The sequence below is a fragment of the Myxococcus sp. AM011 genome (assembly GCF_013372595.1).
GTDB classification, from domain to species: domain Bacteria; phylum Myxococcota; class Myxococcia; order Myxococcales; family Myxococcaceae; genus Myxococcus; species Myxococcus eversor.
Map to the genome: position 1 here is coordinate 26,981 of NZ_JABXEM010000019.1, position 14,160 is coordinate 41,140.

At 70.8% G+C, this 14,160-nt stretch carries 10 protein-coding genes; 1 reads left to right on the plus strand and 9 read right to left on the minus strand.

Going from position 1 to position 14,160, the window contains the following annotated elements:
- Positions 1-94 precede the first annotated feature (94 nt).
- Positions 95-4,114 carry an AAA family ATPase gene (locus tag HUW62_RS06300; protein WP_176433870.1) on the plus strand — a complete coding sequence of 1,340 codons (4,020 nt, stop codon included), beginning with the start codon at positions 95-97 and terminating at the stop codon, positions 4,112-4,114.
- A gap of 9 nt (positions 4,115-4,123) precedes the next feature.
- Here the strand turns inward: HUW62_RS06300 and HUW62_RS06305 are convergent, their stop codons facing one another.
- The 9 genes from HUW62_RS06305 to HUW62_RS06345 all read right to left on the minus strand — a co-directional run bounded on the left by HUW62_RS06305 (position 4,124) and on the right by HUW62_RS06345 (position 14,159).
- Entirely contained in the window at positions 4,124-5,872 is a 1,749-nt protein-coding gene (locus HUW62_RS06305; protein WP_176433871.1) for a complex I subunit 5 family protein, read from the minus strand.
- The gene (locus HUW62_RS06310) at positions 5,869-7,353 is read right to left on the minus strand and encodes a monovalent cation/H+ antiporter subunit D family protein (protein WP_163869135.1); all 1,485 of its coding nucleotides are present in this window, start codon (positions 7,351-7,353) and stop codon (positions 5,869-5,871) included. The genes HUW62_RS06305 and HUW62_RS06310 overlap by 4 nt, the downstream gene beginning before the upstream one ends.
- A complete protein-coding gene (locus tag HUW62_RS06315; protein ID WP_176433872.1) occupies positions 7,350-8,777 on the minus strand; it encodes a complex I subunit 5 family protein in 1,428 nt (475 codons plus the stop codon). Before HUW62_RS06315 ends, HUW62_RS06310 begins: the two co-directional genes overlap by 4 nt.
- Entirely contained in the window at positions 8,774-9,103 is a 330-nt protein-coding gene (locus HUW62_RS06320; protein ID WP_163869137.1) for a sodium:proton antiporter, read from the minus strand. The genes HUW62_RS06315 and HUW62_RS06320 overlap by 4 nt, the downstream gene beginning before the upstream one ends.
- Positions 9,100-10,032 (minus strand): hydrogenase subunit MbhD domain-containing protein, encoded by a 933-nt coding sequence (locus HUW62_RS06325; protein ID WP_163869138.1) that lies wholly within the window; start codon positions 10,030-10,032, stop codon positions 9,100-9,102. Before HUW62_RS06325 ends, HUW62_RS06320 begins: the two co-directional genes overlap by 4 nt.
- Complete coding sequence (gene mnhG / locus HUW62_RS06330; RefSeq protein ID WP_163869139.1) at positions 10,029-10,340, minus strand: monovalent cation/H(+) antiporter subunit G; 312 nt, start codon at positions 10,338-10,340, stop codon at positions 10,029-10,031. The genes HUW62_RS06325 and mnhG overlap by 4 nt, the downstream gene beginning before the upstream one ends.
- Positions 10,337-10,642 carry a monovalent cation/H+ antiporter complex subunit F gene (locus HUW62_RS06335; protein WP_163869140.1) on the minus strand — a complete coding sequence of 102 codons (306 nt, stop codon included), beginning with the start codon at positions 10,640-10,642 and terminating at the stop codon, positions 10,337-10,339. Before HUW62_RS06335 ends, mnhG begins: the two co-directional genes overlap by 4 nt.
- Positions 10,635-11,162, minus strand: coding sequence for a Na+/H+ antiporter subunit E (locus tag HUW62_RS06340; RefSeq protein ID WP_176433873.1), 528 nt, complete (start codon positions 11,160-11,162; stop codon positions 10,635-10,637). Before HUW62_RS06340 ends, HUW62_RS06335 begins: the two co-directional genes overlap by 8 nt.
- 264 nt (positions 11,163-11,426) lie before the next feature.
- Positions 11,427-14,159 (minus strand): N,N-dimethylformamidase beta subunit family domain-containing protein, encoded by a 2,733-nt coding sequence (locus HUW62_RS06345; RefSeq protein WP_176433874.1) that lies wholly within the window; start codon positions 14,157-14,159, stop codon positions 11,427-11,429.
- Between the last annotated feature and the right edge of the window lies 1 nt (position 14,160).

Sequence of the window (14,160 nt, forward strand, 5' to 3'; positions counted from 1 at the left end):
CTCCTGCTCATCCGCCCACCGGGTGAGCAGGCATTCTTTTCGAAACCTCGCGCGGCCCCTGTAGTGTGGACGTCTGGATTCAGCGCGAGGTTGAATGGATACCGCCCAGCAGCTCTTGCCTTGCGTGCCGGCCCTGCTGGCACGTCGCGGAGCGCGCCGTCCCGAGGCCCCCGAGTCGGAGTGCTTCGCCTCGGTGGTGCTGCTCGCGGATGTGTCTGGCTTTACCCCCCTGACGGAGCGGCTGGTCCAGCAGGGCTCCGCGGGCGCGGAGGAGCTGTCACGGCTGCTGGAGCGGCTCTTCACGCCCCTGGTGGAGGTCGTCACCGCGCATGGCGGGGACATCCTCCACTTCCCGGGGGACGCGCTGCTCGCGCTGTGGCCACTGAGGGAAGCGGAGACCTCGCTCACCCAGGCGGCACGTCGCGCGGTGGCGTGTGGCCTGGCGCTACAGCAGGCCATGCGCACGCCCTTCTTCCGGGAACACGCGCTGGCCCTCCGGGTGGCGCTGGGCGCTGGCGAGGTGCAGGCCGTCATGGCCGGCGGCATCCAGGGGCGCTGGCAGGCCCTGGTGCGCGGGGCGCCCTTCACGCAGCTCCGGGAGGTGGAGCACGTCACTTCGCCGGGGGAGGTGCGCGTGTCGGCGCCGCTCTGGCAGTTGCTGGGCGAGGAGGCGCAGGGGGACGTCTCACACTCGGGCATCGCCCGCATCCTGTCGCTGCGAGCCCCCGAACCCTGGCCCCTGCCCCCGGCCGCGCTCGGCGAGGACTCGGTGGCGGCGCTGCGGCCCTTCGTGTCGCGGGGGCTGCTGGCGGCGCTGGAGGTCCATGACCGGAAGTGGCTCGCCGAGCCGCGCCGGGTGACAGTCCTCTTCCTCCGTCTGGACGGACTTCCGGAGGGGGCCTCGGAGGCGCTGCTGCCCCGCCTGTCGGACGCGGTGCGCGCGCTCCAGGAGGCCGTCTACTCACAAGGAGGCAGCGTCAATCAGCTCCTGGTGGACGACAAGGGCCTGGTCCTCGTCGCGGGCTTCGGGCTGCCCACGTGCGCGCACGAGGACGACGCGGCGCGCGCGGTGAAGGCGGCCATCCAGGCGCGGGGCTCGCTCCAGGCGCAGGGGCTGAAGGCGTCCGTCGGCATCGCGACGGGACGGGTGTGCTGTGGCCTGCGAGGCGGTGTGGTCCGCTACGAATACGCGCTGATGGGCAGGACGGTGAACCTGGCCGCGCGGCTGATGCAGGAGGCTCGCGACGACATCCTCCTCGACGAGCCCACCGCCCAGGCCGTGGGCGAGCGGCTGTGGACGGAGCGGCTGCCTCCCGTGAAGGTGAAGGGAGTGGCGGAGCCCGTGCGTCGGTTCCGGCCGGGGAGCCTGGACGAAACGCGCGGCCACCGCGGGGTCCATCCCGTGGTGGGACGGCTGCGGGAGCGAGCCACCCTCGACTCCTTCCTGGAGAGCCCCACCCGAGGCACGGGCGGGGCCCTGCTCCTCGAAGGCGAGGCCGGCCAGGGCAAGTCGCGCCTGCTCACCTACGCGGTGGAGGGAGCGAAGGCGCGCGGGCTGCGCGTGTTGTCGGGGAGCGCGGACGCGGCGGAGAGCAACACCGTCTACTTCGCCTGGCGCACCCTCTTCTCCGCGTTGCTCGGACTGCCCGCGGGCGCCTCGCTCGAAGCGCGACGCACGGCGGTGAGGGCCCGCCTGCCCGGCAATGCCGCCCTGGCTCCGCTCCTCAACCCCGTCCTCCTGCTGGAGCTGCCGGAGACGGACCGCACGGAGCAGCTCCGCGACGAGGCGCGCGCGGACACCACCCAGGCCCTCATGCTGATGCTGCTCGGAGAGGCCGGGCCCTGCGTGCTGCTGATGGAGGACGGCCACTGGCTGGACTCCGCGTCATGGGAGCTCTTGCGGCGCCTCTGCCGGGACCTCCCCGACTGGTTGCTCGTGGTGGGCCTGCGCCCGATGCCGGTGGAGCCGCCCGCGCTCGAGGCGCTGCGCAGGCAAGGGACGACGCAGGGCCTTCGACTGGGCCCCTTGTCGGGAGAGGAGGTCGAAGCCCTGGTCTGCGCCCGGCTCGGGGTGACCCGGCTCCAGCCCGCGGTGGCCGACTTCATCCAGCGCAAGGCGGAGGGACATCCGTTCTACAGCGAGGAGCTGGCCCATGCCCTGAGGGACCATGGGCTGCTCTTCGTCGAGCGCGGCGTGTGCCACCTCACCCCGGAGGCCGGAGACCTGGAGTCAATGGGACTGCCTTCCACGCTGGAGGGACTCATCACCACCCGCATCGACCGGCTGACGCCCGTGCAGCAGCTCACGCTGAAGGCCGCGAGCGTCATCGGTCGCACGTTCAGCGGCGCGCTGCTGCGCGACGTCCATCCCCTGCCGGACGAGCGTCCCCAGTTGGGCTCGCATCTGCTCAGCCTGCGGGAGAAGGACCTGGCACTGCCGCTGGAGAACACCCCGGAGCTGAGCTACCTCTTCAAGCACGTCATCACCCAGGAGGTGGCCTACAACCTGCTCCTGCTCTCCCAGCGGCGGCAGCTCCATGAGGCGGTCGCCCGCTGGTACGAGCAGCGTCACGCGACGGAGTTGACGCCCCACCACCCGCGACTGGCGTACCACTGGCTGCGCGCGGGAGTGCCCACCAAGGCCCTGGACGCGCTGGAGCGGTCCGGAGAGCAGGCGATGAGCACGCATGCGCCCAGCGAGGCGGTGGCCTTCTTCACCCGGGCGCTGGAGCTGGATGAGGCGGGCGCCGAGCGCGTGCCTTCCTCGCGGCGCGCGCGCTGGGAGCGAAAGCTGGGACGGGCCTTGAGGTGGCTGGGCCGCCAGGAGGAGGCCCGGCGACACCTCCTCGCGGCCATGACGCTGATGGGACACCCGGTGCCCACGCGTCCCGCCGCGCGCGGCCTGGAAACGGCGATGGCGGCCCTGCGGCAACTGCTGAGCTGGGTGCCGGGCCTGCGACGGGTGATGCGCATCGGAACGCGCTTCGAGGAGATGGTGGACCTGACGGAGACCTGCGCGGACCTCTCGCTGCTCGCCGTCCATGCCGCGGATTGGCGCGGCGTTGGCTACTACTCCTTCCAGATGGCCCGCTTCGCCGACAAGTCTGGCTCCGCGAGCCTGCGTGCGCGCGCCTACGCCTCGCTGACGGTGGTGCTGGGTTCGATTCCCCTCCACCGGGCGGCCGCCGCCTACGGACGCGCCAGCCTGAGGCTCGCGAATCAGGCGAACAACCGGCAGGCCGCCGCCTTCTCGCGGCTGTCGCTGTCCATGTACCTGCTGAACGCGGCGCGCTTCCCCGAGTGCGAGGAGTCGCTCACGGAGAGCATCGCGGGCTTCACGCGGCTGGGGAATCAACGGCTGGCGGACGAGGCCACCCTCCTGCTGTTCCACGTGTACCTGCTCCAGGGACGACCCGGCGAGGCCATGGAGCGCTCACTGGAACTGGAGGCGTCGGGCCGCAGGCGGGAGGACCCCCAGACGCTCAAATGGGTCCGAGAGGACAGGGCCATCCTCCTGATGCTCGCGGGGTACCACGAGGCGGCGCTGGAGGGACTCCAGGCGAGGTCCCTGGACCCGGAGACGTACCACGACGACCCCTCCATCACCGGCCTCATCGCCCTGGCCTTGCTGCGCGCTGGAGATGCCACGCGCGCGCGGGTGCTGGCGGAGCAGCAGATGTCAGCCATCCTGAACAGCGCGCTGAGCATCGCGACGGTGTATTCCTACACCGGACTGGCGGAGACCTTCCTGGAGCTCTGGCGCGAGGCGCGGGCTCGCGGCGACAAGGACGCGGAGCACTTGAGGCAGCACGCCCATCGACTCCGCCGCGCGCTGGAGAAAGGTGCCCGGAGCTGCGCGCTCGGCCTGCCAGCCGCACACCTCTTCCGAGCCAGACTGGCCCTGGCCGAGGGAAGGCCCGGGTCGGCGCGGCGCGGCTTCGAGGCCGCCCTGCGCACCGCGAAGCTCCAGGGCATGCCGTGGGAGGCCGCCGACGCGCACACCCAGCTCGCGGACCTGGACGAGTCCCGCCGCGACTGGCACCTCGCCGAGGCCGCCCGGCTGCGCCCCGTCCTGTCCATCGCCGAGCCGCGCATGGAGCGCAGGAGCGCGTAACGCCTCCCCCTACCGGACCAACAACAGGATGAAGACTCCCAGGAACAACAGCAGCGCGAGGCCCACGTGGCTCAGCCGGCTCAGCCTCGCCTCGGCGTTCTCGACCTCGTCGAGCGAGGCTTTCCGGAACCTCGCGAACCCGCCCTGAAGCCGCGCGGCCGTCTTCGCCTGCTCTTCCTCTTCACGGTCCGCCCCTGTCGTCAGCAGGCGCCAGCCCGGCCACAGCACCCGCATCAGCGGCCAGAGCACGTCTCCTGCTGGAAGCACCGGCACGCGCCACGTGCGCCACCGCCGCGAGCGCCACACGACCGCCGCCACCAGTCCACCGACGAGGACGGGCCACGCCGCCGAGACCATGTATTTCGGCGCGAGCAGGTGCGGCAGCTCGTCACGTCCCACCGGTGGCCAGAAGAGCAGCACCGTGTCCACGGCGAGCAGCAGCCCCCACGAAAGCAGCATCCCTCCCGCGCCGGCCTTCCCCTGCTCGGGAGCCTTGGGCACGGTGCACTCCAGGAAGCGCGCCATGATGAGCGTGCTACCCACCGCCGCCAGGGACAGCAGCGTCGGCAGCGCCTCCGAGGCGTGCGCGGCGGCTTCCGCCGACTTCAATGAGAGCTTCGCCAGCGCCCCGCTCGTCAGCGGCGCGCCCGCGATTTCCAGCGCGCACCACGTCAGCCCCACCAGCACCAGCACGCCCCGCCAGCCCCGTCGTCCCGTCGCGGGCAGGAGGCCCGTGCCCAGGAACAACAACCCCTTCGCCAGCGCGTGGTGCACCGCATAGACGAGCACCGCGCCGATGAGCACGGGAGCCGCCTCCGGGGCGCCCAGGGCCAGCCCCACCGCGAGCGTGAGGAAGCCCATCTGGCTGATGCTGGAGTAGGCCAGCACCGTCTTCGCCTCCCGCTGCGTGAGCCCCACCGCGACGCCATAGAACGCGGCCGTGAGCCCCGCCGCCACGCACACGGTGCCCAGCGTGGGCAGGCTCGCGTGCCCCAGCGGCAGGAAGCGCAACCAGCCCAGCACACCCACCTTGATGATGGTGCCACTGAGCACGGCGCTTCCCGGTGCGGGCGCGACAGGGTGCGCCAGCGGCAGCCACATGTGCAGGAGGATGGCGCCCACCTTGACGCCGAAGCCGACGAGGATGAGCACGCAGATGACGTCGCGATGGGACGACTCCGCCACCACGCGCGGCACGTCGTCGAACGACAGGTTGACGCGCGTCCCCACCAGGAGGAAGAACGCCGCCAGCAGCAGCACCTCCCCCAACAAGGCCATGACGATGTAGACGCGGCCCGCCCGAGCCGCCGCTTCGGTGCGCTCATGGACGACGAGCCCGTAAGCGCAGAACGTCATCATCGCGAAGAACAGATAGAAGCTCGCCACGTCCCGCGCGAGCACCGCGCCCACGTTCCCCGTCAGCGTCGCCAGGAAGAATCCCCAGAACGAGGCGAGGTGCGCGTCCTCGCGCAGATACCCTCGCGCGAACAGGCCGGAGAAGAGCCACAGAATCCCGGTGAAGAGCAGGTACGTCCGCGTCACCTCGTCCGGCGCATACAACTGCATCCCCAGGAGCACCGACTTCCAGTGGACGGTCGCCCCCGTGCCCAGACCCAACCCGAGCGCCGGAAGCGCGGCCCACGGCGCCAGCGCCATGCCCACGCGCCGGGTGAGGGGCAGCATCACCATCCCCGTCAGGACACACGGCACGAGCAGCGTCCCGATGACCGCGAGCGAGGCCCATTCGTCGGCCCTCATGGACGGAACTCCCGCTCGGTGAGGAGCCGCGTCCAGCCCAGCGGGCTCAGCTCCGCCCCGGCGAAGAGCCCCGCGGCGAGCGACAGCACGGCCGTGGCCACCGTGGGCAACAGCAACAACAGGCCAATCTCCCACCGCCCGGGGCTCGGCTTCCACGCCTCGCGCGGGGCCTGGAACCACGCGGAATAGACGATGGGCAGGAAGTAGCCCGCGTTGAGCAGGCTGCTCGTCAGCAGCACCACCACCAGCCAGGGCTGGTGCGCCTCCAGCGCGCCGATGCCCAGGTACCACTTGGAGATGAAGCCGGCGACGGGGGGAATGCCAATCATCCCCAGCGCGCCCACGGTGAAGGCCGCCGTCGTCAGGGGCATCCGGCGCCCCACGCCCCGCAGCTCACTCACGCGGTGCACGTGCAGCTCTTCCGCGTAGTTCCCCGCGCAGAAGAACAGGGTGATTTTCATCACCCCCTGATGCACCAGGTGCACCAGCCCACCGATGGTGGACGCCGTCCCGAAGATGGAGACGCCCAGCACGATGTACGCGACCTGGCTCACCGTGGAGTAGGCCAGCCGCTTCTTCAAGTCGCCCTGCTGGAGCGCGCGCACCGAGCCAAAGAGGATGGTGACGGCGGCGACGATGGCCAGGGGCTGCATCACCCCCAGGTCATGCACCAGATAGACGCCGTACACGTCGTAGATGACGCGGGTGATGCCGAAGGCGCCCGCCTTCACCACCGCGACGGCATGCAAGAGCGCGCTGACGGGAGCGGGCGCCACCATCGCCACCGGCAGCCAGCCATGCAGCGGCACCAGCGCCGTCTTCACCCCGAGCCCTCCCATCAACAGCACGAAGGCGGCAATCAGCTCGGTGCGGTGCGCCGCCACGGCGCCCAGCGCGCCTCGCTCGGTGAACTCCACCGCGCCCGCCAGCGAGTAGAGCAGGACCACCCCCGCCAGCAGCAGCGTGGCCCCGCTCAGCGTGTAGCGCAGGTAGACGTTGCCCGCGCGCAGCGCCTCCGGCGTCCCCCGGTGGATGACCAGCGGGTACGTGGACAGCGTGAGCATCTCGTAGAAGAGGAAGAAGGTGAGCAGGTTGCCGGCGAGGGCGATGCCCATCGTCGACGCGACACACAGCGAGAAGAAGCCGAAGAAGCGACTGCGATGGTCCGTGCCCTCCAGGTAGCCCACCGCGTAGATGGTCGTCACGAACCACAGCACGGCGGACAGGGTGATGAAGAGCAGGCTGAAGGAGTCCGCCCTCAGCACCAGGTCCGCCTTGGGCAAGAAGGGCAGCCGCGTCTCGTACTGACGCCCCTGGAACACGCCCCACGCCATGACGCCCGTGAGCACCAGCTTGGTGACGGCCGCGAGCAGGTTGAGCAACGTGCGCGTGCGCCGCTGCTCCTCGGCGAGCAGGAAGATGATGAGCCCCGGCAAGAGCGAGCTGAGCAGCACGGACAGCGGCAACCAGGTGTTCGTCATCGCGACGCCCCGATGGCCAGCAGCTCCAACGGGAACCAGGGCACCAGCCCCAGCACCAACGCGATGAGCGCCAGCGCGAGCGGCGCCAGCTCGTTGCTCAGGGGAATCGAGCGCACCGTCACCCCGGGCGGCAGCGGCAGGAACGAGCCCCGGAGGATGCGGAAGACATACGCCGCCGCCATCAAACTGCCGGCCAGCAGCACCAACCCCCACCACCACTGCCGCGTGCCGATGGACTCATTCAAGAGGAGCCACTTCGCGATGAACCCTCCGCTGGGCGGAATGCCAATCAGGCTGATGCCGCCCAACGCCATGGCGAGGAACGTGAAGGGCATCCGGTAGGCCAGTCCCTGCACGCCGCCGAGCGCTGTGATTCCCACCGCCTGGTGGATGTTCCCCACCGCCACGAACATGGAGGCCTTCGCGGCGGCATGGGAGACGACCAGGTAGATGACGCCCGCACGGGCCCCGCTCGTCGCCATGGGGAAGACGAGGAACAGGTAGCCAATCTGCGCGACGCTCGAATAGGCGACGACGCGCTTGAGCTGCGTCTGGCTCAGCGCCAGGAACGAGCCCCACAGCACCGCCACCGCGCCGAGCACGCCCAGCATCTGCCCCACCCGCGCGTCCAGGACGGGCGCGAAGACCTCCAGCCACAGCCGCAGCAGCACGTAGAAGGAGCCCTTCGAGATGAGCGCCGACAGGAGCGCCGTGACGGGCGTGGGCGCGCCCGTGTACGTCGGCGGCAGCCAGACATGGAGCGGGAACAGCGGCGTCTTGAGGCACAGCCCCACCGTCACCAGGCCCGCGGCCACCCACGTCACCGGGCCCGGCTGCACGCGCTGGGCGAGCGTCCCCACATCCAGCGTGGCGTGGGCGCCGTACAGGAGCGCGATGCCCAGCAGGTAGCAGAGCGAGCCCGGCAGCGCGAAGAGCAGGTAGCGCAGGCCCGCGTCGAGCCCCGGCAAATCCCGGCGCACCGCGATGAGCGCGACGGCCGCCAGCGTCGTCAACTCCAGCGTGACGTAGAGGTTGAAGGCATCGTCCGACAGCACCAGCGCGTTGAGCGCGCACCAGACGAACAGCCACAGCGGGAGGAACTCCCGGTCCTCGCGGTCCCCCAAGTGGTCCAGCGCATGGACGCTGATGAGCGGTCCCACCAGCGCGATGGTCAGCAGCATCAGCGCCGCGAGGCCGTCCGCGCGCCACTCGATGCCCAGGGGAGCGCCCCACCCGCCAATGGACTGGCGCAGCACTCCCTGATGGGCCACCTCCCACGCGAGCCTCGACGAGGCCATGAGCGTGGCCACCGACGCCACGCCCGCGACCAGTCGCACACCCGGGCGCCCCACCAGCAGCGCCAGCACCGCGCCCAGCAGGGGGAGGATGACCGGCCACGCCATCAAGGCCGCCACGCTCGTCATGGACCTTCCCCGTCGGAGCGGGGCTCATGCTCGGGGGAATGCGTCGCCTCGGCCTGGAGCCGGGCCATGCGGCGCGCCAGGGCCACGCCCAACGCCGTGGAGCTCACCGACACGACGATGCCCGTGAGCACCAGCGCGTGGGGCACCGGGTCCGGCGGACCCGAGGGCACGCGCCGCGCCAGGGCGACGAGGACGAGCAGCACTCCGGAGCCGGTGATGTTCGAGGCGAGGATGCGCTTCACCACGTGCTGGTGCGAGAAGAGGCCCACCAGCCCCACGCTGAACAACGCCACTCCCGACAGGGCATAGACGAGCCACGGATTCATCGCGCGCTCCCTCGCCCCGTCCTCGGAGGACGCGTCCCCGGGAAGAACATCAGCAGCACCATGGCGATGGTGACCGTCAGCGCCATCTCCACGATGAAGATGAGTGTCCCGGCGTACTTCTCGGGAAACTCCAGCAGCCGCCCTCCGGAGAACAGCGGCGCCACCGCCACGCCGATGAACAGCAACGGGCCGGTGAGCAGCGCCCAGCGCACCCGAAGCGAGGACATGCGCGGCGTTCCCATCCTGCTCGTGAGAATCGCCACCACCCCGCCTCCCGCGAGGATGGCGCCCGCCTGGAAGGCCCCGCCCGGGCCATGGTCACCCACCCACACCAGGTAGCCCGCCACCAGCAGCAGCGCGGGCGTCATCATCCGGAACAGCTCGCCCGTCAGCGGGTCCTTCGCGGCCTCGGAAGAGGCCCGCTCGCTGCGCGGATTCACCGCGCGTGCCCCCAGCGCGGCCACCAGCAGCACCGCGATTTCCAGCAGCGTGTCGTAGCCCCGGAAGTTCAGCAGCACGGCCGTGACGGGGTGCTTCACCCCGCTGTCCTCCCGTCGGGCATCCACCTCCAAGCCCAGGCCCGGACTGTCGGCCGGCAGCGCGAGCACCGCCCACCCGAGCAGGAGCGTCAACGCGGCCATGGCCAGGAGCGCCCAGGGCCTGCGCCGGGCTCGCGCGCGGACATCGGGCGGCGTCTCCTCCGTCCAGCTCAGCGTGTGCATCAACAGCGCGCCGGTGAGGCCCGTGCCCACGGCCGCCTCCACCAGCGCGATGTCCGGGGCCTCCAGGCGTGCCCAGCCCAGCGCGGACAAGAGGCCGAAGGCGACGAAGAGCACCACCGCCTGGGACAGCGACTCGGTCCTCAGCACCAGGTACGCCAGCAAGGGCAGACACAGCGCGAGGCATCCATCCAGCAGCCCGTCCATCATGGCTCCCGCCGCCCTCCCCAGGGCACGGCCCCCCTGCGAAGCGCCGCGCGCGCGATGAGCTGACAGGTGAAGGCGCTGGAGATGAGGACGAAGAGCCAGACGAGCAACAGCTTGAGCGCCGTGGCCCACGAGGAGGACCGCAGCGCCAGCCCCACCACCACCAGCCCCAGACCCAGGTTGTCGACCTTGGTGAGCGCATGCAGCCGGCAGTACACGTCCGGGAAGCGCAGCACGCCCACCGTGCCCGCCAGACAGAAGGCGGCTCCGGCGAAGAGGAACGCCGCGGAGAGCAGCTCCAGGGGACTCACGGCCTCGGCTCCTGGTCCGGACCGGAGCTTGCGCCTTTCGCGTCCGCGTCACTTCCCACCGCGAAGCGCACGAAGGCCACCACCGTGACGGGCGCCAGCAGCGCGAACACGAGCGCCACGTCCCGCAGCGCGTCCCTGCCCGCGTCCGCCGCGAGCAGCACGAGCACGCCCACCCCCGTCGTCCCGAAGAGCTGCGCGACGATGAAGCGGTCCGTGAGCGTGGGCCCGCGCGCGACTCGCACCAGGCCCGCGAGGATGTTCAGGAGCAGGAAGAAGGCCAGGCCCGTGCGCAGCTCATGCATGGACGGGCTCCGGCTCCGGCGGAGGAATCCCCAGTCCGAAGAGTCGCGACACGCGCCACTCCAGCTTCTCCAGTTCGTGGTGGATGCCCGCGCCCTTGTCCACGAGCGAATGCACCACCAGCTCCTCTCCGAGCACGTCCGCGTTCAACGTGCCCGGCATCAGGCTGAGGGTGATTCGGAACACGGTCTGGGGCGCGCCCTCGGGCAGGCGCATCCGATAGCGGACGAACACCGGAGAGATGGGCAGGCTCGGCGCCAGCGCGCGGCGTGCCACGTCGAAGCCTCCATGGACGGAGCCCGCGAGGAAGAAACCAGCGAAGCGTATGACCTCCGTGAGTCGCCACCCGTAGCCCTGGGGCGGACTCAAGAGGAAGCTCACCACCGATACCGTCAGGACGACGGGCAGTCCAAAGGTGAAGCTCTTCGGGTCCCCGTCACACAGGGCCCACCACGCCACGCTCACGAAGACGACGCGTGCCACCGCGCTCTTCCACGCGCCCGCACGGAACCAGGACCCCACCTTCCGGAGCCCTCCCGTGTGTCTCTGTTCTTGACCCGCATCCCCTGTCTCCACGGCCGAGGACCCTAGTGCCAGGTCCAAGGCCGTGTCGGCCCGAGTCGGCCCCGCGTTCGTCATCGGACGCTTCCCGCACACGGGGACACCGGGACATCTGTCGACAGTTCGACGCCCAGGGCGCGAGTGAATCCCTCTCAAATCCAGACACGAACGATTTCCATCCCGGACCCGCCCGCCTTCGCGAAGTCCTGACGGCTCCACGGTGTCTCAGGGCGCGCCCTCCACTGGCACGCCCACGCGGATGACCTGGGTGGTGGACGCGCTCACCCCCTTGGCATCCGTCGCGGTGAGGGTGACGGTGTAGCGGCCCACGCCCGTGTACCGGTGCTCCAGGTACGCCGCGTCGGACGTGGTGCCGTCGCCGAAGTCCCACCGGAAGCGCTGAATCCAGCTCCCCGGCTCCGTCGTCGTGCTCGTCGTCGCATCGAGGAACACGTCCAGCGGCGCGGCAGTCCCGGAGAAAGGTCCGCCGGTGATTCGCGGCACGGGGCGCGGTCCTCCGCCGCTCGACGGCGCGAGCAGCCTGCGCACCGTCGACGCGCCCTGGTCCACCACGAGCACGTCTCCTCCCGACAGCGCGGCGATTCCAGTGGGCAGGCTGAACGTCGCCTCCGCCGCCGCGCCGTCGCGCGCGCCATGCGCCCCCGTCCCCGCGTAGGTGCGCACCTGTCCGCCGACGAGCGCGCGAATGCGCTCATTTCCGGTGTCCGTCAGCAGCAGCCTCCCGTCGACATATGCCGCGCCCAGCATGGGCAGGAACAGCGCCGCCCCGCCCGCGCCGTCGGAGAAGCCCCCCGTGACGGCACCCGCCACGGTGGCGGTGGTGAAGCTGGCATCCATCGCCACCCGGCGGATGAGCCGGTTGCCCGTGTCCACCACCCACAGCGCGCCCCCGCCGAAGGCCACCGCCGTCGGCCGGTGGAAGCGCGCCTGGCTGGCGGGGCCGTTGGTGCTGCCAGAGCCCCGGGTGCCAATCACCGTGCTCACCCTCCCTTCCGGAGAGATGCGCGCGAGCCGGTGGTTGAAGGTGTCCGTCACGTACAGGTCCGCGCCGGCGAACGTCACGCTGCCAGGCGTCTGGAAGCGCGCGGCCGTGCCCACGCCATCCGCCCTGCCCTGCCGGCCATCCTTCGAACCCGCGAAGGTGCTCACCGTCCAGCGTCCATCCCGGGCAATGCGGACGATGCGGTGGTTGCCCGTGTCCGCCACGTAGAGCGTGCCGTCCGGGGCGATGGCGATGGCTTGCGGCGAGCGGAGCGCCGTCATCGCGCCGGCCCCCTCCCCCACGCCCGCCGAGCCCGTGCCGGCGATGGTGGTGACGGTGCGGGCCTCGTCGTTGGCGATGCGCCTCACCGCGTGGTTGCCCGTGTCCGCGATGAACACCGTGCCCGTTCCGTCCACCGCCACGCCCACGGGCCTGCGGAAGCGCGCCTGCGTCGCGGGACCATTCACGAAGCCCTCCTGGAACGCGGCTCCGGCGAACGTGGAGACGCCCGCGGACTGTCCCGTGCGGTCCACCGGCCGGGGGTTCTGCGCGCCGAAGGTGTCCCCGTCGAGCGTGGGCACCAGCCCCGCCTTGCGCATCACATTGTCGGTGATGCGCTGCACCCGGAGGTCCGCGAAGTGGGGATGGGACAGCCCTTGGGACCAGGAGATGCCACCACTGGAGAAGACGAACGCGCCGGAGGGCGCGGTGTACAGGCCGGAGGTGTGCCAGTTGGGCTCGCCCTTGTTGCTGATGGCCGGAGACGTCGCCAGCGAGACGAAGCCCGGCGGCCCCGCGCCGTTCGTCCACGCGCGGTCGATTTCATAGCCGACGACGGAGGGGATGGAGTCGCCCTGCGCGAGCCCCGTGCCGGCGAAGGGCCACGCGCCCGGCGTGTGCACGACGTACGGCTGGGGAATGATTCCCCACGCGTCGGACATCACCCCCACCAGTCCGTTCTCCGGCTCACCGAGCAGCGCGTTGCGCCAGCGCACGGTGACGAGCGGAGTGCCGGCCAGCGGGTCCTCCGCGCGGGCCTCGTCCTTGTAACAAACCTGCTTGCGCCGCGACGCGCCCTCGCTCGACGACTCCAGGCGGATGAGCCAGCAGCTCGTGTCACTGCCGAGGAACGCCAGATTCACCCCCGACGCCAGCGCCGCGTCCACCGCCGTCCGGGCCGGGCGGGACCAGTACTCGTCATGTCCCACGGACAGGAACAGCCGCTGTCCCAGCAGCAGCGAAGGATTCCTGTCCACGTCGACGTTGGTGACGTAGGACAGCTCGTAGCCCTTCGACTCCGCCCACAGCACGAAGTTGTGCGTGGCGTAGAAGTACTCGCCCGCGCCGTTGCCATCCATGTAGGGCCGGTCGAACGAGACCGCCTTGGCGTGGCCTCCGGACAGCCCCAGGGAGGTGGAGTAGAGGCTCTCGCCGCCCCACGCGTTGTAGGCCTGGAAGGTGGTGAACGGAATCTGGAGGACGCCCGTGTTCTTCCGCTCGTCCGCGCGGACGACGAAGATGACGTAGGACTGGGGCCCGTCGTCACGCCACAGCTTGAGCAGATAGACGCCGCTGGGCCAGCTCGCCTGCGTGGGAACGGTGAAGCTGGTGGGCCAGCGGCACTCGACGAGGCCCGTCGTCCGGTCCGCCACGGGCGTGGGTTGGGGGCCGATGGTGACGGGGCCTCCCGACGCCATCTTCCGGGAGCCCGTGCCCCCGTAGTAGCCCATGCGGTACAGCTCCCAGCTCACCGGGCGCGCGCCGTCCGTCCGGACATGGATGTCGATGGACTCGCCGCGCTGCACACTGGTCGCTCCGGCGTACCCCTCCAACTGGGTCCCGGTGGCGGGCTGACTCAGGTTCCACTCCGTGGTGCCAGGGCGACGTGCCTCGGGGACCGCTGGGGTGACCGACACCATCATGCCCACCATCGTCAGGACGATTGCCAACCCCATG